This is a genomic window from Moorella naiadis (nom. illeg.), assembly GCF_051020825.1.
In the GTDB taxonomy this organism is placed as follows: Bacteria; Bacillota; DSM-521; order Neomoorellales; family Neomoorellaceae; genus Neomoorella; species Neomoorella naiadis.
Genome location: NZ_JAXGFQ010000002.1, coordinates 100,403 through 124,356 on the forward strand (window position 1 = coordinate 100,403; position 23,954 = coordinate 124,356).

A 23,954-nucleotide genomic window follows, 5' to 3' on the forward strand; every position below is an offset into this window, starting at 1 on the left:
CCAGGCTCCGCCGAACCCCTAGCTGCCCCTACCCGTTTCGTAACGGGCAGTAGCCTGGTTATGCTCGGCCAGGGTGCGACTGAAGTAGTGGGAGCCATCCGGTTTGGCTACAAAGTAAAGGTAATCCGTCTTTGCCGGTTTTAAAACCGCCAGTAGAGAGGCCCGGCCGGGTGCAGCAATGGGTGTTGGTGGCAGGCCTGCCACCCGGTAGGTATTATAAGGGGAATCTATCTGCAAGTCCTGGTAGGTAAGGATCGCCTTGGGCGCCGGCAGTAGGTATTCTACTGTCGCGCAGGATTCCAGCCGCATCCCCCGCCGCAGGCGGTTGATAAAAACCCCGGCAATTAGGGGCCGCTCACTATCTAGTTTTGCCTCCCGCTCGACAATAGATGCCAAGGTAACAACCTGGCGAGTGTTGAATTCCAGGCTTGGATCTTTTTGCGAAGCGATCTCCTGGTAGACCTGGGTAAACCGGTTTAGCATCATCAAGACGATCTCCCGGGCCGGGGTCCCCGGTGCTACCCGGTAGGTATCGGGAAAGAGAAAACCCTGGACATGCTCCGGTCCCGGTGGGAGGCCCTGTAAAAAATCAAAGGGATAGTCCGCGGCTGCTGCCTTTAAAAAATCCTCCTCCCGGACCAGACCCTTTTGCTGCAAGAGGGCCGCGATCTGGCGAACTGTATATCCTTCCGGGACAGTAAACTCAACCTCCCTGGTTTTACCGCTGGCCAGCAGGCGGGTAATAGCCGGCAGGGGCCAGCCGGGAGAGATTAAATAACTACCTGATTTTAACTGCTTGTCCACGCCCTGGGCAAGGGCCACCAGCCGGAAGGCCAGGGGGCTCCGAATCAACCCCTTCGCCGCTAGGGTAGCGGCGATGGCAGCTGAATTTTCGCCCGGAGCAATGTTGACCTCTATCGATGGCGCTCCGGGGCGGCGGGGGGCCAGGAGGGTCGTAAAGTACCAACCCACTCCGGCTAGCAGGGTCACCAGGAGCAGCAACACTGTGACCCGGCGGCGCCAGGGCCTGGCTACCTCTAGAGCATAATTGGTATTTGTTTCGAGTTCTTCCCCCATCAACTTGTCCCCCGTCCAATTTTTTTCATTATATCAGAATCCGGGGGATAGCAGCAATAGTTCCCAGGAAACTGGCGCTATTCCGTTCACCGCCGCCACGCTGCGGCACAGCTCGAGTTTGCTGACGTCTCGAACCAAGTCGCCCGCCGCCTGTACCCTCACGCCCTCTGCTTTACATACCCTAATTACTTGGGCGTAGGGCCGGCAGGTCGACTCCCCCCGCGCTGAACGATCCGAGGTTGGGGTGGGTAGAGATCCCGGGAGACGATCTCCGGTGTCCCGGCCTGGTCGCCCTGGTAGACAACCCGTACCACCCGGGTGCGCCAGCCCGGTTTGCCCTCCTTTTTGACCTCCACCCTGTCCGGGGGCCAGGTGGGTACCCACTCGACTTCTTCCGGCGGCGGCAGGGTATCTGTTACCTGGCTGGTGACCTCGGCGCGGGGTGCTTCGTCGGCAGCATAAAAGGCCATGGTTAGTTTGCCAGTCTCCACCGTGGCCTTTAGCCAGTACCAGTAGGGAGTATCATTGCGCAGTTTTAGATCAATGAGACCGTAGGCTACGGTAGCATCGCGACCGGGAGGGACATAGCTAATGGGCAGGCCGTGGGGTTGGCGTTCCACAATGGTCAACCCGGCCAGGAGGGCGGCATTGTAAAGGGTTGAAGATACCTGGCAGACACCGCCCCCGGTGCCGAGAACAAAATTGCTCTCTTCGATAACCAAGGCGTCCCGATAGCCCCGTTCGACCGTCCGGGGACCGACCACCTGGTTAAAAGAGAAGGTCGCCCCCGGAGGCAGCCAGGAGCCATCCAGGGCGCCGGCGGCCAGGCAGATATTATGGCCGCGTTCTCCTTCGGCCGGGTTGAACAGGGTACTGAAACTGGCCACCTGGCGGGTAATCCGGCGAGCGGCTAGGGCCGCCGTAGTCAGGCCGGGCTCCAGGCGGTTTAAGGGAACATCAATGGTTTGTCCTGGCGCAGGCTTTTCCAGCAGGGTCGGCAAAACCCCGGTATCCACCTGCCACCCACTTTCCGCCGGCACCAGGCGGGGCCGGCTGCCGGCGTCGATTTCCAGCCGGGCATCCCGTGGCTCCTGGCGCCAGGTGCTGCCCAGGCGCTGCAGCACCTCCTGCAGGCGCTCCTGGTCCAGCCGGGTCACCGGCTTTACCCGGCGGTTCCGGGGTGCCAGCAGGGCCAGGCGTTCGGCCAGCCCGCCCCGGCGGCCAAGGGCATAAGCCGTATCCAGGGTGGCGGTAAGATCGATCTGCAGGCCCAGGGCGCCCGGAGTGGTAGCCAGCAGCTGCCCTCCCAGACGTAGATTGACCGGCCGGTTTTCCAGCTCCCGAGCCAGGTCTGCCACAACTTTTCTGGCCTCTTCCAAATCCATCCCGCCCACCGGGCGGCCGCTAATGGTTACCCCTGGTAAAATGCGGGTGGTAAAATAAAATCTTGCCAGGGTCAGACCTGCCAGCCCTAGCAAGAAAAAGAGCAGAACCCCTAGCTTCCACCTGGCCATGGGCTCACTTCCCGCCAAAACTCTCTAAATTATAATATGCCCTAGCCAGGCTGGAGATACAAAACAAATATAGGTAAAGCCCGCCAGTTACCCGGCGGGCTTTTACTTACTCTTCCTCTTCGGTTTCAGCGACGGCGTCTTCCCAGGCCTGGGCGACCCGCTGCCACTCGTCTTCATCCTCGATTTCAAAAAGGATCTCGTTTCCGTCCTCGTCCAGGCCAATCTTTAACACAATGGCCTCGCCTTCATTGTCGGCGCTTGCCGCCGGCAAGAGGATGGCATACTCGTCATCCTCTACATTCAGAATGTCGACAACGATAAACTCGTGTTCGTGGCCTTCATCATCCGTCAGGATAATAGTATTCTCCTCATCGGCCATGACCTCACCCCTTTTTCCAGGATGGGGTTATCATACCTCATTTTGCCCCAGCCGGTCAAGGTATCCCTGCAAAATGTATGTAGCTGCCACCTGATCAATCACCTGTCGCCGGCGCTTCCGGGAAAGGTCAGCTTCCAAAAGGAGGCGACCGGCGGCTACTGTCGTCAAGCGCTCGTCATAGAGGTGTACTGGTAACCCCAGTTCTGCGGCTAATCGACCGGCAAAGACGCGCACTGCCTCGGCCTGGGGACCCAGGCTGCCGTTCATATTCCGGGGTAGGCCTACTACCAGTTCTTCGACTCCATATCGCTCTACCAGTTCCTGCAGAGCCGCTAGGTCGGCGGCCAGGTTGCGCCGGCGAATGGTAGTCAGGCCCTGGGCCGTCCAGCCCAGGGGGTCGCTCAGGGCGATCCCGATGGTTTTACTGCCTACATCCAGGCCCATGATGCGCATTAGATCACCTTGATACAAAAGTCGCGGCAGACTCCGGCGCAATAGCCGCAGAGGATGCAGCGTTCCGGGTCGACCACTGAACGCCCGGCGACGAGTTTTAAAGCTCCCTGGGGGCAGCGCTGGACACAGCGGCCGCAACCCTGGCACCACTCTTCAATGAGCAGCCGCCGCGGCCGGTCCTGCAGCTGCTGCCGGAGGGCCTCCGGGGGCTCCCGGCCGCTGAACCAGGCAACATTGGCTGCCACCTCAGCCGTGGACTGCATGCCCACGGCTACGGCGTCAATAACCGGCGTCGCCAGGACAAAGTCCAGGGCCGCTCGGGCCTTGCCGGCCAGGTGGCCGCCCCCCAGGGCCTTCATGGCGTAGATCCCCTTGCCGTTGTTGTGGGCCAGGGTTATGGCCGCCAGCATCTCTTCCCGGCTGCCGTCAAGAATCCCCAGCCCGGCCTGATTATAGAGGGGGTGGATAACATCAATCTCCGGCATGGTGGCGGCTACCCGCACGGCCTCCACGGCGTGGGAAGAGATCCCCACCGCCCGGATCAGGCCCCGCTCCCGGGCCTCCAGGAGGTAGTCCAAGGCCGGCCGGTGCCCGGCCAGGGTCAGGGCCGTCTCCTGTTCATGGAGCAGGAAAATATCGATTACTTCCCGGTCCAGTTCCTGCCGGGCCTCTGCCAGGCTGCTCGCCATGCCCGCTGCTGTGTAGTCGTAGGATTTAGTCGCCAGCACCACTTCCCCGGGCCAGCCCTTAAGGGCGGCCCGGATATGGGGATAATTGTCATAGCACTGGGCCGTATCAATAAAGTTGACGCCCAGTTCCAGGGCCTGACGGATAAGTTCCGCTCCTTCAGCTACGCTGAGGCCCGCCTGGAGCGGGCCTATGGTCAGGGAACCGAAACAAAGGCGGGACACCCGGATCCCGCTGGCTCCCAGGGTGACATAACGCAATTAGCCTTCCTGCTTTCTAACCTCGGCCAGCTTTTTCTCCCAGTAGGCCAGCTTCTCCTCGGTCCGGTTCAGGATGCGCTGGTCCTGATCGGTAAAGAAGCCTCCTTCAGCTCGGGCCCGGGCCTCCTCCAGGTGGGAACGCATGGCTGCCAGGCTGCGCTGGTAGAGTTCCAGGGCATAACCGGCCCTTTCCCGTTCATGCCCCCAGCCCCCCTGCCAGTCTCTGATGGCAGCCTTGAGAAGGTCAAAGAACTTATCGCCTTCCGTGTAGAGGTTGACCGTCAGGTCCACATCCGATAGGGCCATGGGTACCGGCCTCCTTTTTAAGTTAAATAGCTTTTAAGTAACTCCGCCAGAATCTCGTCGCGTTCCACCCGGCGAATCAGGTTACGCGCTCCCCTATAGCTGGTGATGTACGCCGGGTCTCCAGATAGAAGATACCCTATCAGCTGGTTGATGGGGTCGTAGCCCTTCTCTTGCAAGGCCGCCTGGACATCGGCCAGGACGTCCCGCACCCTGACCTTCTCCTCTTTCTCTACTTTGAACATCATGGTTTCCTGCATGTCCCCTGGCATCTTCCTACCTCCTTGCGGCTTTTTAGCGTACCTGGGTGGCCACAACCTTCAAGCTGTGAGCCAGGGCCTGGTCCAGTTTACCGGGATCCCGGCCGCCAGCCTGGGCCATATCGGCCCGGCCGCCCCCACCTCCGGAGGCTATCCGGGCTACCTCGCGCAGTAGATTGCCGGCGTGAACCCCCCGCTGCACCAAGTCTTTGCTCACCATGGCCACAAAATTAACCCGGCCGTCGTGTTGCGACCCCAGGACGACCACCCCTGAACCGAGGCGGGCACGTAATGTTTCCGCCGTTTCCCGCAGGGCTTCGGGGTCAGTTATCTGGACCCGGGCCGGTAGCACCGGTACCCCCGCTACTTCCTGGACCCGGTCTAGTAACTCATCAACAGTACGGGCAGCCAGTTCCTTCCGCAGGTGAGCCAGTTCCCTTTCGTTTTCTTTATTTTGTTCGAGAAGATGCTGGACCCGCTGGGCCGCTTGGGCCGGAGGCACCTTCAACAGGCCGGCGATGGTCTCCAGCTCCCGGCGTTCTTCCAGGGCCTGGGTAAGGGCCGCTGCCCCGGTTACTGCTTCGATCCGGCGTACCCCGGCGCCGATACCGCCCTCACTCACCAGGCGGAAGGAGCCGACCTGGCTGGTGGAATGCAGGTGGGTGCCGCCGCAGAGTTCCATGCTGTAGGCATCGATCTTGACCACCCGGACGCGCTTGCCGTATTTTTCACCGAAGAGGGCCGTGGCCCCCATGGCTTTAGCCTCCTGGAGGGAGGTTTCCAGGGTGGTGACGGGGAGGTCGGCCAGGATCTGGCGGTTGACCTCGGCTTCCACTGTCTGGAGCTCTGCCTGGCTCAAGGGGGCAAAGTGGGTAAAGTCAAAACGCAGGCGTTCCGGCGTCACCAGGGAACCGGCCTGGTTGACGTGTTCCCCCAGGGCGTTCTTCAGGGCTCGATGCAAGAGATGAGTCGCCGTATGGTTGCTGGCGGTGGCCCGGCGCCGTTTCCCGTCCACTGTTACCTCTACTTCTTGGCCGGCAAGCAGGGTGCCCACCGTTACAGTTATCTGGTGGATGATTTTACCGTCGGGCAGGCGGCGGGTGTCTTCCACCCGAGCCCGGCCGCCGGGCCATTGTAATGCGCCTTGGTCCCCCACCTGGCCGCCGCCTTCCGGGTAGCAAGGGGTGCGATCCAGGACTGCGTACCCGCCAGCCTTAGCCTCCAGGGAGGTTACCCTCTCGCCCTCCCGGAACAGGGCCAAAACTGTGCCCCGGTCCTCCAGCCGGTCGTAGCCGGTAAAGGCAGTGCCACCGATATCCGCCAGGGCACCGGCAAAGGCCAGGGCAAAATCGTAGGCCTTAACGTCTTCCCGGGCGGCCCGGGCCCGCTCCCGCTGGGCGGCCATGGCCTGATCGAAGCCAGCCCGGTCAATCTTGAAACCGGCCTCGGCACCAATCTCTTCCGTTAAATCCAGGGGGAAACCATAAGTATCATAGAGGGTAAAGGCTTCCTGGCCGTTAATGACCGCCCGGCCTTCCTGCCGCGCCCGGGCCAGGATGCCGTTTAAAACCTTTAAACCGTCGTTCAAGGTTTCGTGGAAACGAACTTCTTCCTGTTCAATGATCCGGGTAATGTGCTCCTGCTGTTCCGCCACTTCGGGGTAGGCCCGGCCCATGATCGCCACCACCGTAGGCACCAGGCGGTAGAGGAAAGGCTCGTCAACGCCCAGGGCCTTACCGAAGCGGGCCGCCCGCCTTAAGATCCGGCGCAGGACGTAGCTGCGGCCTTCATTGCCGGGCAGGACGCCGTCGGCAATGAGGAAGGTGCAGGAGCGAGCGTGGTCGGCGATTACCCGGAAGGGGAAGCCGCCCGCCCCCGGATCGTAGGTCCGGCCGGTAATCTCTTCTACAGCTCTAATTAAAGGAGCAATCAGGTCAGTATCAAAATTGCTGTCGACGCCCTGCAGCACCGACGCCACCCGCTCCAGGCCCATGCCGGTATCGATACTTGGCCGCGGCAGGGGGGACAGGTTGCCGTCGCTGTCCCGCTCATACTGCATGAAAACCAGGTTCCAGATTTCCAGCCAGCGGTCGCAGTCGCAGGCCCCCAGGGCGCAGGGGTCGCCGCTGCAGGCGTGCTCCGGGCCGCGGTCGTAAATAATCTCGCTGCAGGGCCCGCAGGGGCCGGTATCCCCCATAGCCCAGAAGTTATCCTTCTCTCCCATGCGGACGATCTTGGCTGCCGGGAGGCCGGTGATCTCCTGCCAGAGGTGAAAGGCCTCGTCGTCGTCCTGGTAAATAGTGACCCACAGGCGCTCCGGTGGTAGTTCAATTACCCGGGTCAAGAATTCCCAGGCATAGGTAATGGCCTCGCGCTTAAAGTAGTCACCGAAGGAAAAGTTACCCATCATCTCAAAAAAGGTATGATGCCGGGCCGTCCGGCCGACGGTGTCCAGGTCGTTATGCTTGCCGCCGGCGCGGACGCACTTCTGCGCGGTGGTGGCCCGGGAAAAGGGTCGCCGGTCCAAGCCCAAGAAGACGTCTTTAAACTGCACCATCCCGGCGTTGGTAAAAAGCAAGGTCGGATCGTTGGCCGGAACCAGGGAGGAACTGCGTACGATGGTGTGACCCTTGCTGGCAAAGAAGTTTAGAAATCTCTCCCGGAGTTCGTCCCCCGTCAAAAAAGTTCAACTCCTCGTCAAAACTAAACCTCGCCCCCGCCTCGGGGCGGTGAACGAGGTTTCTCCCGCTAAATTTTTCTACATTATACCTGAAGCGGTGAAGCTTGTCAATGAAGGTTCACGCGCCAGGCAAGATAAGCTGCCGTCATTTCCCGGCGGGAGGGATAGCGGCCGTTGACGGTGTGGGCGCGGACATGGTCGCCGATCACCCGACGTACTTCCGGCGTCAAGTCCAGGTGAGGATAAAAGAAGATCTCCAGCTCTTCGATGGCCTGGTCCGGTTCCAGTTCCCTGGTGCTCACCTTGTGCTCCAGGTCCAGGGAGGGGTTGTAGCCCCAGGCGTAAAGGAGATGGAAGATGTAAAGGACGTCGGCCGGTATGGGAGGCATTTCCCCGCCAAGCAGCTCCTGCCAGAGTTCCCGGCGGCCGCTAATCTCCTGGCGCAGGTGGCCGGCCAAAAAGCAGGCCCCTCGAGAAGCTGCCATCATCTTCTGCAGGGTAGCAGCATCCTTGATCCCCGGGCTCATCAGAGCCAGGACCAGGTCAAAGGCCCCCCGCCAGCTCTGTTGCTCCAGGTCCACCTCCTCCCAGGCCATCTGGATCGGTTCGATGTTGTTCACTTCCTCGGCCACGGCCTTTTCCTTCAGGATGGCCAGCATCTCCGCCGCCGGGTCCAGGGCCACCACCCGCTTTGCCCGGCGGGCCAGGGGCAGGGCGTAGTTGCCGATGCCGCAGCCAATGTCCAGGACCTCCAGGTCCTTTTCCAGGCCCCCGTGGTGCCCCAGCCAGTGCAGGATCTCCGCCACCCGGTGTTTACCCTCCTCGCCGCCGGTCTGGCAGGCAAAGTGACCGGCACGCCGGTTCCAGTAACTGGTGCCATCCCGCTCCGGCAGGCGCCTACCATAAAGGGAGTTACGGTGCTCCTCCCGCCAGGCCTCCTCCCAAAAATCGGCCCGTTCAAATAAGGGTTTTTCTACCCCGCTCATAGCAATCACCTCTACTCCTATTTTACCCTTCTGGCGGCATTTTTCCAGATAGAAAAATAAAGCCCCTCGCTGTGAGGGGCCAGGGGTTCCCTTATTTCACCAGCATCTCCCGCAAAACCGTGGGGAAGAAGGCGTAAAACTCGGTGGAACGGACGACGTCTTCGATGGGCACCTGGTCGAGGACGCTGTGGGCGTAGACCTCGTCGCCGGGGCCGAAGCCGATGGCGGGAATGCCGGCTTTACCCATCCAGTAGGTGCCGTTGGTGCTGAAGACCCATTTGCCGACGCCGGTGGGCTGGCCAAAAACCCGCTGGTAGGTTTCCAGGCCGGTCTTGACCAGGAGGTGATCCTCGGGTAGGGCCCAGGCCGGGAAATACTTGTCGACTTGGAAGACAAAACCGGTATAGCTGGGTTCGTCGAACTTCAGGACCTCAACCTGGCCGCCGTGGGGTTCGGCCACCTTACGCACCTGCTCGACGGCCATCTCCTGGGTCTCGCCGAAGGTCAAACGCCGGTCCAGGTAGATAAAGCACTCGTCAGGCAAGGCGTTGATGGACGGCGTCTTGCAGTGGATGTCCGTGACGGCTATTGACCCCTTGCCCAGGAAGGGATCGTCGATGAATTCGTCGCCCATCTGGCTGATGCCTTTGATAATCTCCGCCATCTTGTAGACAGCGTTGACCCCGCGCTCCGGGGCGCTGGCGTGGCAGGTGCGACCCTTGGTGGTAACCTTGAGCTCCACCCGGCCGCGGTGACCGCGATAGATGTTCATCTTCGTCGGCTCACCGATAATAACGAAGTCCGGTTTGATCTTATCGGTGACCACCAGGGAATTGGGGGCCACGCCGTCGCAGATCTCCTCGATATTGCCGAAGTAGTAAAGGGTATAATCCGCGGCCAGGCCCAGGTCCTTGATAATCTTCAGGCCGTAGACCATGCCCGGGGTGGAATTCTTCTCGTCCCCGGCCCCCAGGCCGTAAAAAATCCCGTTCTCTTCCTTACCCTTGTAAGGATCCCACTGCCACTGGTCGGAAGCGGCGATATCTACGGTATCAATATGGCTGTCGTAGAGAAGCACCCTGGGGCCGTTGCCGATCCGGCCGACGATATTGCCCATGCTGTCCAGGAAGACATCGTCAAAACCCAGTTTCTGCATCTCCTGGCCGATACGCTCGGCTACGGCCTTGATATCGCCGTTGGGACTGGGGATGGCCACAATATCCTTCAGGAACTGGATTATGTCCCCCCGGTACCAGGCCACCTCGGCCTTAATCTGGGCAATGGCAGCATCACTCATTCGTATTTTCCCCCCATCTGGTTTCCTTGATTAAACTTACTTTGACTGTCAGCCGCCTTTTTAACCTATATTTAAATTCCACATCCCTGGCAAAATTCCTGCTAACCGCCCAAAAATTTAACTACTAACCAGACGCGCCCAGATAAACTTCACCACAATGCAGCCGATGGCCGTTAAGGGTATGGCCAGGATAAGACCGGCTACACCCCAGAGTTCCCCGCCGGCCAGGAGGGCGAAGATGATTACCAGGGGGTGGAGGCCGACGCTGGCTCCCAGGATGCGGGGGGCCAGGAAGCTGCCTTCAATCTGCTGGACGACCAGCATGACTACCAGGGCCAGGACAGCCGCCTTTTTCGAGGCCAGCAGGGAGAGGGCCAGAACGGGCACCGTACCAATTAAAGGTCCAAAGTAGGGGATCAAATCGGCCAGGCCGACGACTATTCCCAGGATGACGGCGTATTCCGAGCCAACCAGGGCCAGGCCCACCCCTGTCAAAAAGCCGACGATGAGGGATACCAGCAGGTGACCGCGGATAAAACCGGTCAGGACCTGGTCAATCTCGGCCCACAGGCCCAGGACGTCCTCCTTGAGCTGGAGGGGCAGCAGGTGAATGGCTGCGCGGCCGATTTCTTCACTATCCCGTAGCAGGTAATAGGCCAGGACCGGTGCCAGGAGAAAACTGGCCAGCCCGGTTAAAAGATCAACCAGGGCCTGGACGGCGTGGCGGGCCCCCTGCTGCAGGGCAGTGCTGACGTTAACTATGGTTTCATCAACCAGCTGGCGCAGGCCGGCCGGCAGAGCCGCCTGGTGGTAACGCTGGTAAAAGCCCTGGATCAGGCCCTCGATTTCGGCCGTGAAACCGGGCAGCTGGGTGATGAATTCATTTAACTCCCGCACCAGTTGCGGTAAGACAAAGAAGAATACCGGCAAGGACAGGGCGATGATGCAAAGGTAAAGGGTCAGGATAGCCCGGGGGCGTGACCAACCCCGTTTCTCCAGGGCCGCCACGGCCGGTTTCAACAGGTACGCCAGCAGAGCCGCCAGGATAAAGGGCGTCAATACCGGACGGACCCGGTAGAGAAAAAATAAAGCCCCGGCCAGGAAGAGGCCGGCCCCGGCCAGGCGCCAGATACGCAGGGTTCGTGCTGCCGTCATTGGTTAATCGCTTAAGGGTGACGGCGCCGGATTACGCCCCGGGGTCGGACCGGAACGCGCACCTCTGCCGGCGGGTTAACTACCGGTTGTTCCGCAGCTTCCATCCGGTAACGGTTAATACTGCCGACAATGGCCCCGACGACGCCGCCCGCCAGAAAACCGCGCCAAAAACCCAGGGCCATCCTAACTCCCCTGCCCTTCCAGGCTCAGCAGGCTGCCATCCTCAGCGACGTTGAAAACTTCCCGGCGATTATTGAACTCCACAAAACAATCCCAGCAGTAGTACTGGTCAGTGCCGATTTTACCAATGGCTTTACTCCCGCAGTGGGGGCAATTGAGCATGACCTTCGCTCCCTTCACAAAATTTGTTTACGCCATGATTACTGTATCTTCGCCCCAATTGACCGGACCGGTCAGGGGCAGCTCTTTGCGGCCGTCGAGGAGGTCGTTGACCAGGCCGGTGGAGACCTCCAAGGCCTTAACCTGGCCGGAGGGCAGCTCTATCACCAGGTCCTCGACCAGCCCCAGTTCCTGGCCGGCTGAATTGATCAGGCGCAGGCCTTTCAGTTCCTGCCAGCGCCTAGTCCCGGGGGGCGGTTCGTGCACAACCGTCCCGGCGTCGCTGACCATAAAGGCGTCAGTGCCCCGGGCCTCTAGCCGGCTGAAGTCAACTACCCGGGGCTGCCGCAGCCAGCCGCCGTCGGCCAGGAGGATAGCCTTCAGGTTACCACCGCTTTCGTCAAAATAAAGATCCTGGATGCGACCCAGTTCTTCCCCCCGGTCCCGGCTGATAACCGGCAGGCCTACCACTTCCCTCCCCTTAGGCATAACTAAACCTCCATAAAAAAGATAGCCTTCCCTAGTATAACCGTGGAAGGTTAAGGCCATGCGCGGACTCTCTTCAGGCACAACTATTTCCCCGGGGCCACATTTTCAATGGTTCCCCCGCCTACCACCAGGTCGTCCTGGTAATAAACTACAGCCTGGCCCGGGGTGATGGCTCGCTGGGGTTCATCAAATTCCAGCCTGGTCCGGCCATCTGGTAGTGGATAAAGGGTGGCTGCCGCCTCAGGAGCGCGGTAGCGAATTTTAGCCTGCACCCGGGCTTCTGCCGGCGGTTCGCTCCAGGGGATATAGTTATTGTTCCGGGCATAAAGAACACGCTGCTCAAGATCTTCTTTATCACCGACGATTACGGCATTGCGTTGGGGGTCCAGGGCGACGACAAAACAGGGTTTGCCCAAAGCCAGGCCCAGACCTTTACGCTGGCCGATGGTGTAGAAGGGTAAACCCCGGTGCCGGCCCAAAACTCGACCGGTAGTATCCAGGATGGGACCGGGCTTGATGGTTGAGCCGGTGCGTTGCTGCAGGTAGTCGCGGTAATCTCCCTGGGTGACGAAACAGATCTCCTGGGATTCGGCCTTCCGGGCCACCGGCAGGCCGTAGCGGGCGGCTATTTCCCGCACCTCGGTTTTTAAATAATCGCCCAGGGGCAGTAGGGTATGGGCGAGCTGCTCCTGGGTAAAGGTGTAAAGGGCATAGCTCTGGTCTTTACTGTCATCCCGGGCACGGGCTAGCAGGTAACGTCCCTTTTCCTGATCATACCAGCGCCGGGCGTAATGGCCGGTGGCAATATAGTCCATCCCCAGGGCCCGGGCCTTAGCCAGGAGGGCGCCGAATTTGATACGCCGGTTACAGGCGATACAGGGGTTGGGGGTTTCTCCCTCCAGATAGGAAGCGACAAAATAATCGATGACCTCGTGTTCAAAGAGGTCACGAAAGTTAAGGACATAATAGGGTATATTCAGGATGTTGGCCACCCGGCGGGCGTCGTCGACGGCCCGAAGGCTGCAACAGCCGCTTTCCCCCGGCGGGGGCGGGGCATCCTCAGGCCAAAGGGCCAGGGTGACGCCAATTACCTCGTAACCAGCTTCCTTTAGCAAGGCGGCGGCCGTGGAGCTATCCACGCCGCCGCTCATGGCCACCATTACCTTTTCCTTGCGAGACGCTGTGGTCACCCCCATAATATAGAAGTGAGAAGTGGGAGGTTGGAAGTTAGAGCTGGTAGAAACCGGCAGCTGCCGGTTTCTAATTGAAGTCTACCTCTTTATTTACTATTCTCGTGTGAGTACCGGGCATAAGTATCCTGGTATGGATCGTTACCAGGTAAGGCAGCCGGTAAGCAAGGCCCGGCTTAAGAAGCCTTTTGTTGCCTGGCCTGGTAATCTTTGATGGCTGCATGCAGGGCATCGGCGGCCAAGTTGGAACAGTGCATCTTCTGGGGCGGCAGGCCATCCAGAGCTTCGGCTACGGCAGCGTTGCTGATCTTCAGGGCTTCGTCCAGGGTCTTGCCCTTGACCAATTCCGTCACCATGCTGCTGGTGGCGATGGCAGCCCCGCAGCCGAAGGTTTTAAACTTGACGTCCTTGATGATCCCATCGTCGACTTTAATATAAAGGCGCATAATGTCGCCGCAGACCGGGTTGCCGACCTGGCCGACGCCGTCAGGATTTTCAATCTCGCCGACATTGCGGGGATTGGTGAAGTGGTCCATGACTTTTTCTGTATACACCTTGCTCACTCCTCCAAAAATAAGTTTCTGCCAATTGGTTAGCGGCTGCTGGCCTGGTTGTATAGAGGCGACATGGAACGCAGGCGGGCTACTATCGCCGGCATAACCTCCAGGACGTAGTCGATATCCTCTTCCGTATTGTCGCGGCCCAGGGTCATGCGCACCGAGCCGTGGGCGACCTCGTGGGGGATCCCCATGGCCAGCAGGACGTGGGAGGGATCCAGGGATCCGGAGGTACAAGCTGAGCCGCTGGAGGCGCAGATGCCCTTCATGTCCAGGCTCAAGAGTAAGGATTCACCTTCAACATAAAGGAAGCTGAAATTAGCATTGGTGGCCACCCGCTGCCGGGGGTCGCCGTTTAACTGGACATCCTCAATGCGGCTCATAATACCGTCAATCAGCTTGTCCCGCAGGCCCTGCAGGCGCTCCATCTCGCTCGCCAGTTCCTGGCCGGCCAGTTCGGCCGCCCGGCCGAAGCCGACGATGCCGGGCATGTTCTCTGTCCCCGGCCGGCGCTTGCGCTCCTGGGCACCGCCGTAAAGGATAGGGTTGATTCTGGTCCCTTTGCGGATATAGAGGCAGCCAATGCCCTTAGGACCGTAGATCTTATGCCCCGAAACCGATAATAAGTCAACACCCAGTTCGTCGACATTAACCGGTATTTTGCCTGCGCTCTGGACAGCATCGGAATGGAAGATAATCCCCCGCTCCCGGGCGAGTTTGCCTATCTCCTTGATGGGCTGGATGGTGCCTACCTCATTATTGACGTGCATCACGCTGATGAGGATGGTTTCATCGGTAATGGCCTTTTCCACATCCTCCACGCGGACCAGACCCTCCGGGGTCGCCGGTAGGAAGGTCACTTTAAAGCCGTGGCGCAGCAAGTACTGGGCTGTATGCAAAACGGCGTGGTGCTCAATGCTGGAGGTGATAATATGGCGGCCTTTCTTCTCATTGGCCGCGGCCGCGCCGATGAGGGCCAGGTTGTCGGCCTCGGTTCCACCGCTGGTAAAAAAGATCTCCTCCGGCCGGGCACTGATCAGGTTGGCTACTTTTTCCCTGGACTCGTCCAGGGCTTTCTTGGCCTCGCGGCCGTAGCTGTAAATGGTGGAAGGATTGCCAAAGGCCTCGTCCTTTAAAAAGGGTAACATAGCCTCCAGGACTTCCGGCCTGACCGGCGTGGTAGCACTATGATCAAGATAAACCCTGCGCATTGCGTTCACCCTTTTCCGTCAGATGTAATACATATAGTATTTACTGTTTTGACGCATTTGACTGGCCTTGGCTACCATATCCGCCAGGGTAAAACTATCCAGGACGTCGCTGATACTGTCCCGGACCTTTTCCCAGATACCCCTGGTGACACAGGTCTCGGCCCGTTCACAACTCTCACCCTCGCCAACGTTCAGGCAGTCTACCGTGGCAATAGGGCCCTCCAAAACCCGGATGATATCACCCACGGTAATCTCCTCGGGCTCCCGGCTGAGGATATATCCCCCCTGGGCGCCGCGTACGCTCTTGACCAGCCCGGCTTTCCGCAAGGCGGCAATCAATTGTTCCAGGTAGTGCTCGGAAATATCCTGCCGCTCGGCCACACTTTTAATGGGTATCGGACCCTCGCCGTAGTGCTGGGCCAGGTCAAACATGGCCCGGAGGCCATACTCACCTCGAGTCGAGAGTTTCACCCTATCACCTCCAATCCCTACTGATTTCCTCGGTAATAATATCTTAGCAACCCACTCGGGAAATGTCAACGCTAAAGTTGACTTTTTTACTACGCTTTCTAACTTATCCTGGAATCGGGAAATTTATACGGCAACCTGCCGGGAGGAAACCATCTGGCTGATCGATCAGGAGCGAAAGCTGGAGAACACGCCTATACTTGTCGATCTGGTTGCCAGTATTACCCGTGCCTGTAAGAAGAGGATTTATATAATAAAAAGCCCCGGGAATCTGACATCCCCAGAGCTGAAAATATTCCCGCCGCTGCTCAAAGTCGCCTGGCCTAGAGATAGTTTGTGGAGCCGTCTAATACCGGAAAAACTTACTACTGCCCGGCCGTTATCTTTTGCACCAATTCCCTGGCCCGGGTCAGCAAGGGCCCGTGGTACTCCTCGACCCGGCCATTATCGCTCAGGGCTGTCAGCTCCGGATCCAGGGGCAGGGTGCCCAGCAGGGGGATACTGGCTTCAGCCGCCGCTGCTTCGGCGCGGCTGGGACCAAAGATATAGATCTCCCGGCCGCACTCAGGGCAGCGGGCAAAGCTCATATTCTCCAACAAACCCAAGATCTTGACGTTCATAATGGTGGCCATCTTCACGGCCTTACGGACCACCATGTGGGCCAGTTCCTGGGGTGAACTGACGATGATCAGGCCGTCCAGGGGCAGGGATTGGAGGACCGTCAGGGGGGCGTCACCGGTTCCCGGCGGCAGGTCCACCAGGAGGTAATCCAGGTCACCCCAGATAACGTCGGTCCAGAACTGCTTCACAGCCCCGCCAATCAGGGGACCGCGCCAGATGACTGGGTCGTCTTCGTGGGGCAGCAGGAGATTCAGGGACATGATCCTGGTGCCCCCCGCGCTCTCCGGCGCGATCATCCCATTGGCCGTACCCTCGGGTGGGCGGTGCAGGCCAAAGATACGGGGAATGCTGGGCCCGGTAATATCGGCATCCAAAATACCCACCCGGTAGCCTTCCTCTTTTAAAGCCAGCGCCAGCAGGGCCGTAACGGAGGATTTACCGACACCGCCCTTGCCGCTCATGACGCCGATAACATGCTTGATATGGGTAAGTTCGTGGGGCGGGACCCGGCCCGGCTTTTTAGCTTCACAAGTACTGGATTCACAGGTTTCCGGGTTACAGGTCTCGCAGGCTTCGTTGGCCAAGATCTCTCACCTCGTTGATATGATCGTCTTGCTATTAGCTATTATTATGCTCCTTTTGCGGTCATATGTCAATTAATATTTATCGCAGAACTTACATAGTACTCCTACGGGTTATTCTTCCGGTAGTTCTGCATCTGGGGAGACTGTGGGCGTATCAACCCTTCCGTAAGGACCGTGCCCGTGACGGTGGCAGCGACCCCGGCCCGGGCCGGCGCCCCGGCCGGCCAGCTCCCTGCTCCCGCAGCGTGGGCAGGCGCCCTCCTCTACCGCTTCGGGTTCCCACTCGTGACCGCAATGACGGCAGCGTACCTTTTGTCCCACCAGGCGGTAGCACCCGCCCTCCACCCGGATGGCTTTACCGTTAACCAGGGCGTCGGCAACCTTATCCCGGGCGGCGTTCAAGATCCGCACAAAGGTCGGCCGGGAGACGCCCATGCGGACGGCACAATCCTCCTGTTCCAAACCCTCTTTATCCTTTAGGCGGATGGCCTCCAGTTCCTCCACCGCCAGGACAACCTCTTCCAGGTCTCGCAGGGGTATGGCTGCCGGTTTAAAATAGGTAACCCCCGGCAGGAACTCTACCCGCCGGCATATAGGTGGCCGCGGCATTTTAATCCCCCTTTTCGGCAACGAAATTTACTCTTATCATAACCTGTTTGCTGAACTTATGCAACAAAAATGCTCTATGAGCCCTATAAGGCCCTCCAGCTCTATTATACCGGACATCCGGGCATAAAAAAGCGCCCCTGAGGGCGTTAGTTGTTAACGACCGCCTTTCATTCGGGTATGAATGGCGGTAAGGACTTCATTTAAATCTGTTTCTGACGAGGCTAGTACTTTTTTCTCGTCATAAAAGTGCTTATGATGGGGGTGGGTTTCAATCTCTGGCCAATGCGGCACATTATCCCATCGAACCAGCAGTTTATCATCCTTATCCTGCCAGTGATAGGCATATTTTCGTCTCTGGGCATCAAAAATGTAGTCCCGTACATGGAGTTTACTTCCGTCATTAAAGGTAATCTCCATTTACAGGGAGCTGTCGTTGCCCTCAACTTCAAAGCATAACACTTCCAAGTGGGCAATGATATCTGAAAACGATTTTAATATATTACCGATATGCATTCTTTAAGACCCCTAATCGCTTCTGCCACAAGGCAAGGGCATCTTCTGCAAACTCCCAATCCATTAAGTCGTTTTCTTCTTCAAAGGCTTCTGCGCCAACAACACTATTTACTTTACGTTGAAACTCTTGGAACGACTGGCCATACTTCTTCTTAAATTTTGCACATTCCCGTTCATATCTACTAATCTTCGTAAGGGCAACCATTAAAGAAACCTCACGTGTGGCTTCCTTCTCAGAAGCAAAGCCACCTTCGGCCAAAGTGTGTGTAATCACCTGGTTAAGGTCGAGATTTAAACTTTCCATTCGGCCTTTATCACCCTTTCAACGTGAAATTTTAAGTCAACGCGTAAAAATCCCCTACTTTACCCTTTATTATACCACTAACGGCGCATCGGCGGCTACACCTACACGCAGCTGCAGTGACCAATGCTGATACAAAAAAAGCGCCCTCTCCAGGGCGTTAGTTAGGCTTCTATGCCAACCTTCTATGCCAACACATGGTATTATATCTTCCGGAGGCGTACCAGGATCGACCGGTTGGCGGTGGTGCCGGAGATGGGGTCAAAATGAGCGCCGTCTGTCAGCAGGTTCAAGTTAGCATTCGCGCTGGCGTCAGCATCGTGGCACCTGCCGATGGGCAAAGGCGAACAAAGATTGGATTGGTTCAGGCGGGCACTCCCACCAGCATCGCCATAGGTGTTGGCGCCGGTAGCGTCAGTGCCAGCGCCGGCATTGGCGTCAGCTCCAGCACTGACTTGATCATCAAGCCCAACTGCGTAGGGCTGGCCCCAGCCGTAACTTAAGAAAAGTACCTCCGGCAAGACATCAGTGGTTACCCGGGCGCGGAGTTTTACCTGGCCACGCTCGGATTCCACTATAACCGTATCCCCGTTGGCTATACCATACTGAGCCGCAGTCTGGGGGTGGATTTCTACCCAGGGTTGCGGCATCTCTTTATATAGGCTGGGCAGGGTACGGAACATTGTTTGCGTATATTCCGCCAGCCTTAAACCGGTATTGGCGATGAGCGGGAAACGGGCGTATTTCTCCGGAGTGCTGTAAGGACTCTCCGCCGGTTCGCGGAAAACCGGCAGGCCGTCGTAATTATGAGCGGCACAGGTCTGGGACCACAGCTCCACCTTCCCAGATGGGGTGGCAAAGCCGGAGTTCATATACTTACGGTACATCCTTTTCCCGGCCGGTACCAACACCCAGGGATTAGCTATTAATTCCTCTACCGTCACCGGAGTGGGAGCCAGTAAATCCCGGAGGGCCTCCAGGTTGGTGGACCAGGGAAAAGCCGCACCGAAGCCGAGCTTGCGGGCCAGGGCGAAGATGAACTCCTGGTCCGTCCGGCACTCGCCTACCTGACAGACCGGCCGCTGCAAATAAACCACATGGTAATCTTCACCATCAGCCATGGTCACCGCGAAGTAGGTATAAAGTAGATAGCGTTCCAGATATGAGCTGGCGGGAAGGACGAAATCGGCGAGTAAGGCGGTGTGGGTCAGGTACTGCTCATGGACTACCAGCAGATCTAGCTTCTTTAAGGCTGCGGCAACCCGTCGGGAATCGGAGCTGCTGGCCACCAGTGCCGCCCCCTGGACGATAAGGGCGTGCACCGGTTCCGGCTCCCCGGCGGCTATCGCCTGCAACAGGATCGGTGGGGTAACCATGGCGTAGCGGCCCTGACCCAGGAGGGGGTATTGGCCTAGTAAAGGGGAAAGCTCGGGTTTTAAGTAACCCAGGGTTAAATTAGCAGTCCTGAACCCTGATAGGAAAACGTTGCCGCCGGGTATATCAAGATTCCCGGTCAGAGCCCGCAGGCAGGCTATAGCCCTGGTAGTGTTGACCACATTAGTGTGCTGATCTAGACCGTTGCCATCCTGTAGGCACGCTGGTTTAGTGGTGGCATAAAGTTTGGTCGCCTTAATAATTAATTCGGTAGGCACCCGGGTTAACTCTTCTACCCGTTCCGGCGGGTAATCCTTGACCAATTCTGCAAGTCGCTCTAAACCAATGGTCCAACTTTCTGTAAACCCTTGATCATAAAGTTTTTCCTGGATAATGATATTTAGCATCCCGAGAGCTAATGCCCCATCACTCCCCGGTCGTACTTGGAGAAAAAGATCAGCCATTGCTGCTATTTCGTTACGGCGGGCATCGACGACTATTAATAGGGCGCCCCGTTCCCTGGCGGCTAGTATCCGAGCGGCGTTATAGGGCCGGGAGGCGGCGGGGTTGGTCCCCCAAAGGAGAATGCACTGCGCCTGCTCGTAGTCAGGGGCCGGCATGGCACCATAGGTGAGGCGGTGGGCCAGCATACGAGGGACATGACAGAGGTGGTTATTGGTAGACAGGGTAGGCGAACCCAGGACGTTCATAAAGCGGATGACGAAATCCCAGTTGCTCTCCCACTCCGAGGCATGGCCGCGGTGGTAGGCGATGGCCCGTGGCCCGTAGGCGTCTTTAATGGCCAGCAATCGTTCGGCTATCTCCCCCAGGGCATCTTCCCAGGAGACCCGCTGCCAGCGCCCTTCTCCGCGCCCGCCGATTCGCTTTAAAGGATAACGCACCCGCCGGGGGTCGGTTACCAGCTCTTTACCGGCTTTGCCTTTTGCACAGATAAACCCTTTACTTACCGGGTGGTCCGGGATTCCCTCCAGGTCGATGATGGCACCATTTTCGACCAGCACATAGATGCCGCACTGCCCGCTGCACATCTGGCAAACGCTCGCTATCCTATGCATTAATCTCCACTTCCTCGCGTAAAACTAATTACTACCTACCCCAGTTTTAGGTCTCCCGTCTTCTGGGTATTAATGATTGAGTTTTATTCCCTCACCTGGATCACTTATAGCATACTATCAAGGGTCGCCTTGAGGTTTAAACACTTTCCTGCATGCTTACCCCCCGCTCCGGGACGTTAAGGGGCTCAATTTTACCTAGGATAAAAGCAAAGGCCAAGGCCGAGACAATCATCCATGCTCCCGCTATTATTAATGGCCAGTAAAAGCTTTTAGTCGTCGCCAGGAGAAAGCCGGTTAAGGCCGGAGCAATAATCCCCCCCAGACCTGCCGCCATATTCATAATACCCCCCACCTGGGCGGCAATAGGCCGAGGAGATATGTCGGCTGCTGTGGCCCCGCAAATGGCGCTACTAGCCTGACCGGTAATTTCTGCAATAGAGAACAGGATTACGGCCAACACCGGGTTGGGAACAAAAGCGCCAATGGCTATGCACGCTGCCACGAGGTTCAAGGTTATTAAGAAAAACTTGCGCGACGCTGTTCCTGACCAGCCGTGCTTGATTAGATAATCACACAATCCCCCCACCAGGGGTTTACCAAAGGCCCCGGTTAAGAAGACCAGGGAGGAGAAGGCGCCACTCTGTAGTAAATTTAAATGCCATTTGGTTTCGAAATAAGTAGGCAGCCAGGTAAGAAAGAAAAAGAGGCTATAGTTGGTGCCAAAATAGCCTATGGTGAGTCCGATAATATTCCGCTCCCGGAGCAAGGCGGTTAATTTTGTGTTGCTGATCGCAACCCTGGAGGCTGCGTTTTTAGGGCTAAAATTCTCGCGATAAAGCAGGTACCATAAAGGTATAAAGGCCAGGGTGATTAAACCGGTTACCAGAAACATAATCCGCCAGCCGAGATGGAATACGATACGGGAAACCAACCATGTCGAACCGGCCAGGCCCACATTAACAGCCGCGGACAAAAAGCCCATGGCCAGGGCCCTTTGGTTTTGCTTGAACCACATATTGATAAATTTTACGTTACCGGGATAGATGGCTGCCTCGCCAATTCCTAAAGCTATGCGCATAATAATCAACATTGTAAGTCCGTTAATCGCCCCGGTTAGCATAGTTACAATACCCCAACTGACAAAAGTCCAGCTAAGTCCTTTTTTTAGCCCGGTGCGATCGAGAAAATACCCTGCTGGGATCTGGAAAATAGTATAGGGCCAAAAAAAGGCCGACATGGCCAGGCCCATAGCAGCCGGCCCGAAGTTAAATTCCTTCATTATATTTGGGGCTACTACGGAAAGGTTTACCCGGTCCAGAATGGTTATCAAATTAAACAGAAATACCATTGCTAGAAATAACCACTGGCGGCTATAAATATTTTCCTGAGCGGATTGGGTATTCATCTTGTTTCACCTCATTTTTTAGATTCTTCGCTGTTTCGTGTGAGTGAAACGATATTTTGCCCTCGTCCTTAACATGAAGCCTCGCACTCGTGTTTCTAAGGGGCAAGCGGCAGAGCGACTTCGCTTACCCTTGTGAGCGCCTTTTATTACCAGGGCATAACAGCCCGGCGTTCCCGGTAGGGTGTAACGTAGATAGCCTGCCGGGGACAGTAAATCTCACATAAAAAACAGGCCTGGCAGTCTCTTAAATATTGTATGAGGGGTTTATGGTTTTCTTGGTCAAAACGCAGGACGTCTTCTGGGCAGATTCTAGTACATTGCCGGCAGCCATCGCAAACTTCATAATCGATTTTCCTGATGCCCATTACTCAACCCTCCCGGACATTATTTTCTATGGCGGCTATAACCGGGTGTTTGACCAGCGTTGGTGGCGCTTTAAGCCGGTACCGTTCCACGGGTATGTCTTCCGTGCGGAAGGTTAACTCGCCATTCCTTTCCTGAATTACAATCCACTTCAACCAGTCAATGTTGTTCATTTCTGGGTAATCCAGGCGGAGGTGGGAACCCCTGCTCTCCGTACGTAAAAGGGCGGCTCGTAAAAACATTTCCGCACAGAGGACCATATTACGAGCTTCCAGGGCCATGCGCAGGTAGTGGTAATCATAAGCCTTCACATCAGGTAGTTCGTTTTCCCTGAGCCAGAGGATAGCATTTAGGGCCTTTTGCAGGGTACTCTCATGGCGTAAGATGTAGACTTCCATTGGGAAAATAGTTTCCTGTACTTTTAGGACAATATGATCAGGCTCGATGCCTGCGGGTGTCCTTAAGGGGGCCAGGGTATGCCAGGAAAGTGCTGCTACTTCATCTTCGTCGATAGCTACTCCTATGGCATCGCGGGCATACAGGGCGGCAAAATGGCCGGCCCGCGCCCCGGAAGTAGTGGCGAAGGGAATAGCATAGGCACAGAAACCCTCTACGCCTGCTGAGGGCCCGCAGGTAGCATCCCCGGCGGCGAATAGCCCCTCCAGGGTGGTGCGGCAGGAGGTGTCAATGCGCAGGCCGCCGCCGAAGCCCACATTGCCGGACATAACCGAAACCCATTCAAGTTTCTTCTTGACAAACTGGCCGTCCTTAATAATGCCCCCCCGTTCAAAGGCGCGGTAAAGAATGGGCAAGACACGGGCAAAAAGTTCTACATCCTCCCGGGTGTAGCTGGAAAAATCCATATACAGGGGTCCCCTACCATCCCGCACCTCCATGGCCATGGCGGCGGAGATGCGGTTTAAACTACCGTGGTCCTTATGTTCAGGGTCATATCTGCCCATAAATTGCTCCCCCTGCCGGTTGACAAATAGGGCTCCCAGGCCCTGGATGACGTTCATCCCGGTAGTGTCAAAACCAGCGTAGGAAAGATGGTGCAGGGTATATTCATAATTCATCAGTTCAGCCCCGGCTTTAAGCCCCATAATGTGGCCGTCGCCGGTAACCATTTTATGATAGGCGTAATGGGATTTATAGCTCTGGCCGCCGGTAGAGAGTACCACGGCTCTAGCCTTTAAGATGTAACGGTCGCCGGTTTCCAGGTGAAAGCCCAGGGCACCACGGATCACCTGCCGCTCACGTTTATCGTGAAGGAGATCTGTAACCATGACTTTATCCAGGATTTTCACCCCGGCATTTAGTACAACCCGGCGCAGTACGTCCATTAGCTGAGGACCATGAAACATCAAGGTTTTAATGGGCCGGATCTCCGAGGAACCCTGCCCCTCGATCCGCCGGTAGGTACCGTCGGGGTTTTTCTCAAACTCAACGCCCCATTTTTCCAGTTCCTTAACCCGGTGGAAGACTTCCGCCAGGTGGATTTCAATCCATTCCTGGTCATTCATGTAGTAGCCTTCTTCAACGGCTTTACTAAACCATAGCTCATAGTCGTCTTCCTGGGGGATAAAACCCTTGAAGGAACCGGCGCCGAAAGTGGCGCAGCCGCTTTTACCCACGTAGCCCTTATCCACTAACAGAACCCTTTCGGCCCCGGCTTCCCGGGCCTTGATGGCCGCAAAACAACCAGCCGGGCCGCCGCCCAGAACTAACACGTCCCACATTGAGTCTTGCATTTTACTCCTCCTCCCAGTAATTGTTGAAGAAACGGTAACTTCAAATAAGTAT

At 57.3% G+C, this 23,954-nt stretch carries 26 protein-coding genes; all 26 read right to left on the reverse strand.

The window, feature by feature from the left end:
* Positions 1-18: 18 nt before the first annotated feature.
* Positions 19-1,077, reverse strand: a complete 1,059-nt coding sequence (mltG, locus tag SDD30_RS01835) for an endolytic transglycosylase MltG (protein WP_434073228.1) — start codon at positions 1,075-1,077, stop codon at positions 19-21.
* Between the two features lie 185 nt (positions 1,078-1,262).
* On the reverse strand, positions 1,263-2,591 hold the full coding sequence (locus tag SDD30_RS01840) for a VanW family protein (RefSeq protein ID WP_434073229.1): 1,329 nt from the start codon (positions 2,589-2,591) through the stop codon (positions 1,263-1,265).
* A 106-nt stretch (positions 2,592-2,697) separates the two neighbouring features.
* Positions 2,698-2,970 (reverse strand): DUF1292 domain-containing protein, encoded by a 273-nt coding sequence (locus tag SDD30_RS01845; protein WP_434073230.1) that lies wholly within the window; start codon positions 2,968-2,970, stop codon positions 2,698-2,700.
* A 30-nt stretch (positions 2,971-3,000) separates the two neighbouring features.
* The gene (gene ruvX, locus SDD30_RS01850; RefSeq protein WP_434073332.1) at positions 3,001-3,423 is read right to left on the reverse strand and encodes a Holliday junction resolvase RuvX; all 423 of its coding nucleotides are present in this window, start codon (positions 3,421-3,423) and stop codon (positions 3,001-3,003) included.
* Complete coding sequence (locus SDD30_RS01855; protein ID WP_434073231.1) at positions 3,423-4,370, reverse strand: aldo/keto reductase; 948 nt, start codon at positions 4,368-4,370, stop codon at positions 3,423-3,425. Before SDD30_RS01855 ends, ruvX begins: the two co-directional genes overlap by 1 nt.
* Positions 4,371-4,676, reverse strand: a complete 306-nt coding sequence (locus tag SDD30_RS01860) for a hypothetical protein (RefSeq protein WP_109205300.1) — start codon at positions 4,674-4,676, stop codon at positions 4,371-4,373.
* A gap of 17 nt (positions 4,677-4,693) precedes the next feature.
* Positions 4,694-4,945, reverse strand: a complete 252-nt coding sequence (locus tag SDD30_RS01865; protein WP_434073232.1) for an IreB family regulatory phosphoprotein — start codon at positions 4,943-4,945, stop codon at positions 4,694-4,696.
* A gap of 22 nt (positions 4,946-4,967) precedes the next feature.
* Positions 4,968-7,613, reverse strand: coding sequence for an alanine--tRNA ligase (alaS, locus tag SDD30_RS01870; RefSeq protein ID WP_434073233.1), 2,646 nt, complete (start codon positions 7,611-7,613; stop codon positions 4,968-4,970).
* A 107-nt stretch (positions 7,614-7,720) separates the two neighbouring features.
* Positions 7,721-8,599: a class I SAM-dependent methyltransferase gene (locus tag SDD30_RS01875; RefSeq protein ID WP_434073234.1), complete on the reverse strand. Its 879-nt coding sequence runs from the start codon at positions 8,597-8,599 to the stop codon at positions 7,721-7,723.
* A 91-nt stretch (positions 8,600-8,690) separates the two neighbouring features.
* Positions 8,691-9,896, reverse strand: coding sequence for a YgeY family selenium metabolism-linked hydrolase (locus SDD30_RS01880; protein ID WP_434073235.1), 1,206 nt, complete (start codon positions 9,894-9,896; stop codon positions 8,691-8,693).
* 117 nt (positions 9,897-10,013) lie between these two features.
* Positions 10,014-11,051 carry an AI-2E family transporter gene (locus SDD30_RS01885; RefSeq protein ID WP_434073236.1) on the reverse strand — a complete coding sequence of 346 codons (1,038 nt, stop codon included), beginning with the start codon at positions 11,049-11,051 and terminating at the stop codon, positions 10,014-10,016.
* Positions 11,052-11,062: 11 nt separating this feature from the next.
* Entirely contained in the window at positions 11,063-11,233 is a 171-nt protein-coding gene (locus tag SDD30_RS01890) for a hypothetical protein (RefSeq protein WP_434073237.1), read from the reverse strand.
* A gap of 1 nt (position 11,234) precedes the next feature.
* Entirely contained in the window at positions 11,235-11,393 is a 159-nt protein-coding gene (locus SDD30_RS01895) for a YrzR-like zinc ribbon domain (protein ID WP_434073238.1), read from the reverse strand.
* A 27-nt stretch (positions 11,394-11,420) separates the two neighbouring features.
* Positions 11,421-11,879, reverse strand: a complete 459-nt coding sequence (locus SDD30_RS01900) for a PRC-barrel domain-containing protein (protein ID WP_434073239.1) — start codon at positions 11,877-11,879, stop codon at positions 11,421-11,423.
* Between the two features lie 83 nt (positions 11,880-11,962).
* The gene (mnmA, locus tag SDD30_RS01905) at positions 11,963-13,039 is read right to left on the reverse strand and encodes a tRNA 2-thiouridine(34) synthase MnmA (protein WP_434073333.1); all 1,077 of its coding nucleotides are present in this window, start codon (positions 13,037-13,039) and stop codon (positions 11,963-11,965) included.
* Positions 13,040-13,245: 206 nt separating this feature from the next.
* Complete coding sequence (nifU, locus tag SDD30_RS01910) at positions 13,246-13,623, reverse strand: Fe-S cluster assembly scaffold protein NifU (RefSeq protein ID WP_434073240.1); 378 nt, start codon at positions 13,621-13,623, stop codon at positions 13,246-13,248.
* Between the two features lie 38 nt (positions 13,624-13,661).
* Positions 13,662-14,837, reverse strand: coding sequence for a cysteine desulfurase NifS (gene nifS / locus SDD30_RS01915; protein ID WP_434073241.1), 1,176 nt, complete (start codon positions 14,835-14,837; stop codon positions 13,662-13,664).
* 18 nt (positions 14,838-14,855) lie between these two features.
* A complete protein-coding gene (locus tag SDD30_RS01920) occupies positions 14,856-15,308 on the reverse strand; it encodes an RrF2 family transcriptional regulator (protein ID WP_434073242.1) in 453 nt (150 codons plus the stop codon).
* 362 nt (positions 15,309-15,670) lie between these two features.
* Complete coding sequence (locus tag SDD30_RS01925) at positions 15,671-16,510, reverse strand: Mrp/NBP35 family ATP-binding protein (protein WP_434073243.1); 840 nt, start codon at positions 16,508-16,510, stop codon at positions 15,671-15,673.
* 111 nt (positions 16,511-16,621) lie between these two features.
* Positions 16,622-17,119: a DUF134 domain-containing protein gene (locus SDD30_RS01930; RefSeq protein ID WP_434073244.1), complete on the reverse strand. Its 498-nt coding sequence runs from the start codon at positions 17,117-17,119 to the stop codon at positions 16,622-16,624.
* A 153-nt stretch (positions 17,120-17,272) separates the two neighbouring features.
* A complete protein-coding gene (locus SDD30_RS01935) occupies positions 17,273-17,536 on the reverse strand; it encodes a toxin-antitoxin system TumE family protein (protein WP_434073245.1) in 264 nt (87 codons plus the stop codon).
* An 82-nt stretch (positions 17,537-17,618) separates the two neighbouring features.
* Positions 17,619-17,936 (reverse strand): hypothetical protein, encoded by a 318-nt coding sequence (locus tag SDD30_RS01940; RefSeq protein WP_434073246.1) that lies wholly within the window; start codon positions 17,934-17,936, stop codon positions 17,619-17,621.
* A 200-nt stretch (positions 17,937-18,136) separates the two neighbouring features.
* The gene (locus SDD30_RS01945) at positions 18,137-20,383 is read right to left on the reverse strand and encodes a molybdopterin-containing oxidoreductase family protein (RefSeq protein WP_434073247.1); all 2,247 of its coding nucleotides are present in this window, start codon (positions 20,381-20,383) and stop codon (positions 18,137-18,139) included.
* 136 nt (positions 20,384-20,519) lie between these two features.
* Complete coding sequence (locus SDD30_RS01950; RefSeq protein ID WP_434073248.1) at positions 20,520-21,788, reverse strand: MFS transporter; 1,269 nt, start codon at positions 21,786-21,788, stop codon at positions 20,520-20,522.
* Positions 21,789-21,934: 146 nt separating this feature from the next.
* Complete coding sequence (locus SDD30_RS01955) at positions 21,935-22,153, reverse strand: 4Fe-4S dicluster domain-containing protein (RefSeq protein ID WP_434073249.1); 219 nt, start codon at positions 22,151-22,153, stop codon at positions 21,935-21,937.
* A 3-nt stretch (positions 22,154-22,156) separates the two neighbouring features.
* The gene (locus SDD30_RS01960) at positions 22,157-23,902 is read right to left on the reverse strand and encodes an FAD-dependent oxidoreductase (RefSeq protein WP_434073250.1); all 1,746 of its coding nucleotides are present in this window, start codon (positions 23,900-23,902) and stop codon (positions 22,157-22,159) included.
* Between the last annotated feature and the right edge of the window lie 52 nt (positions 23,903-23,954).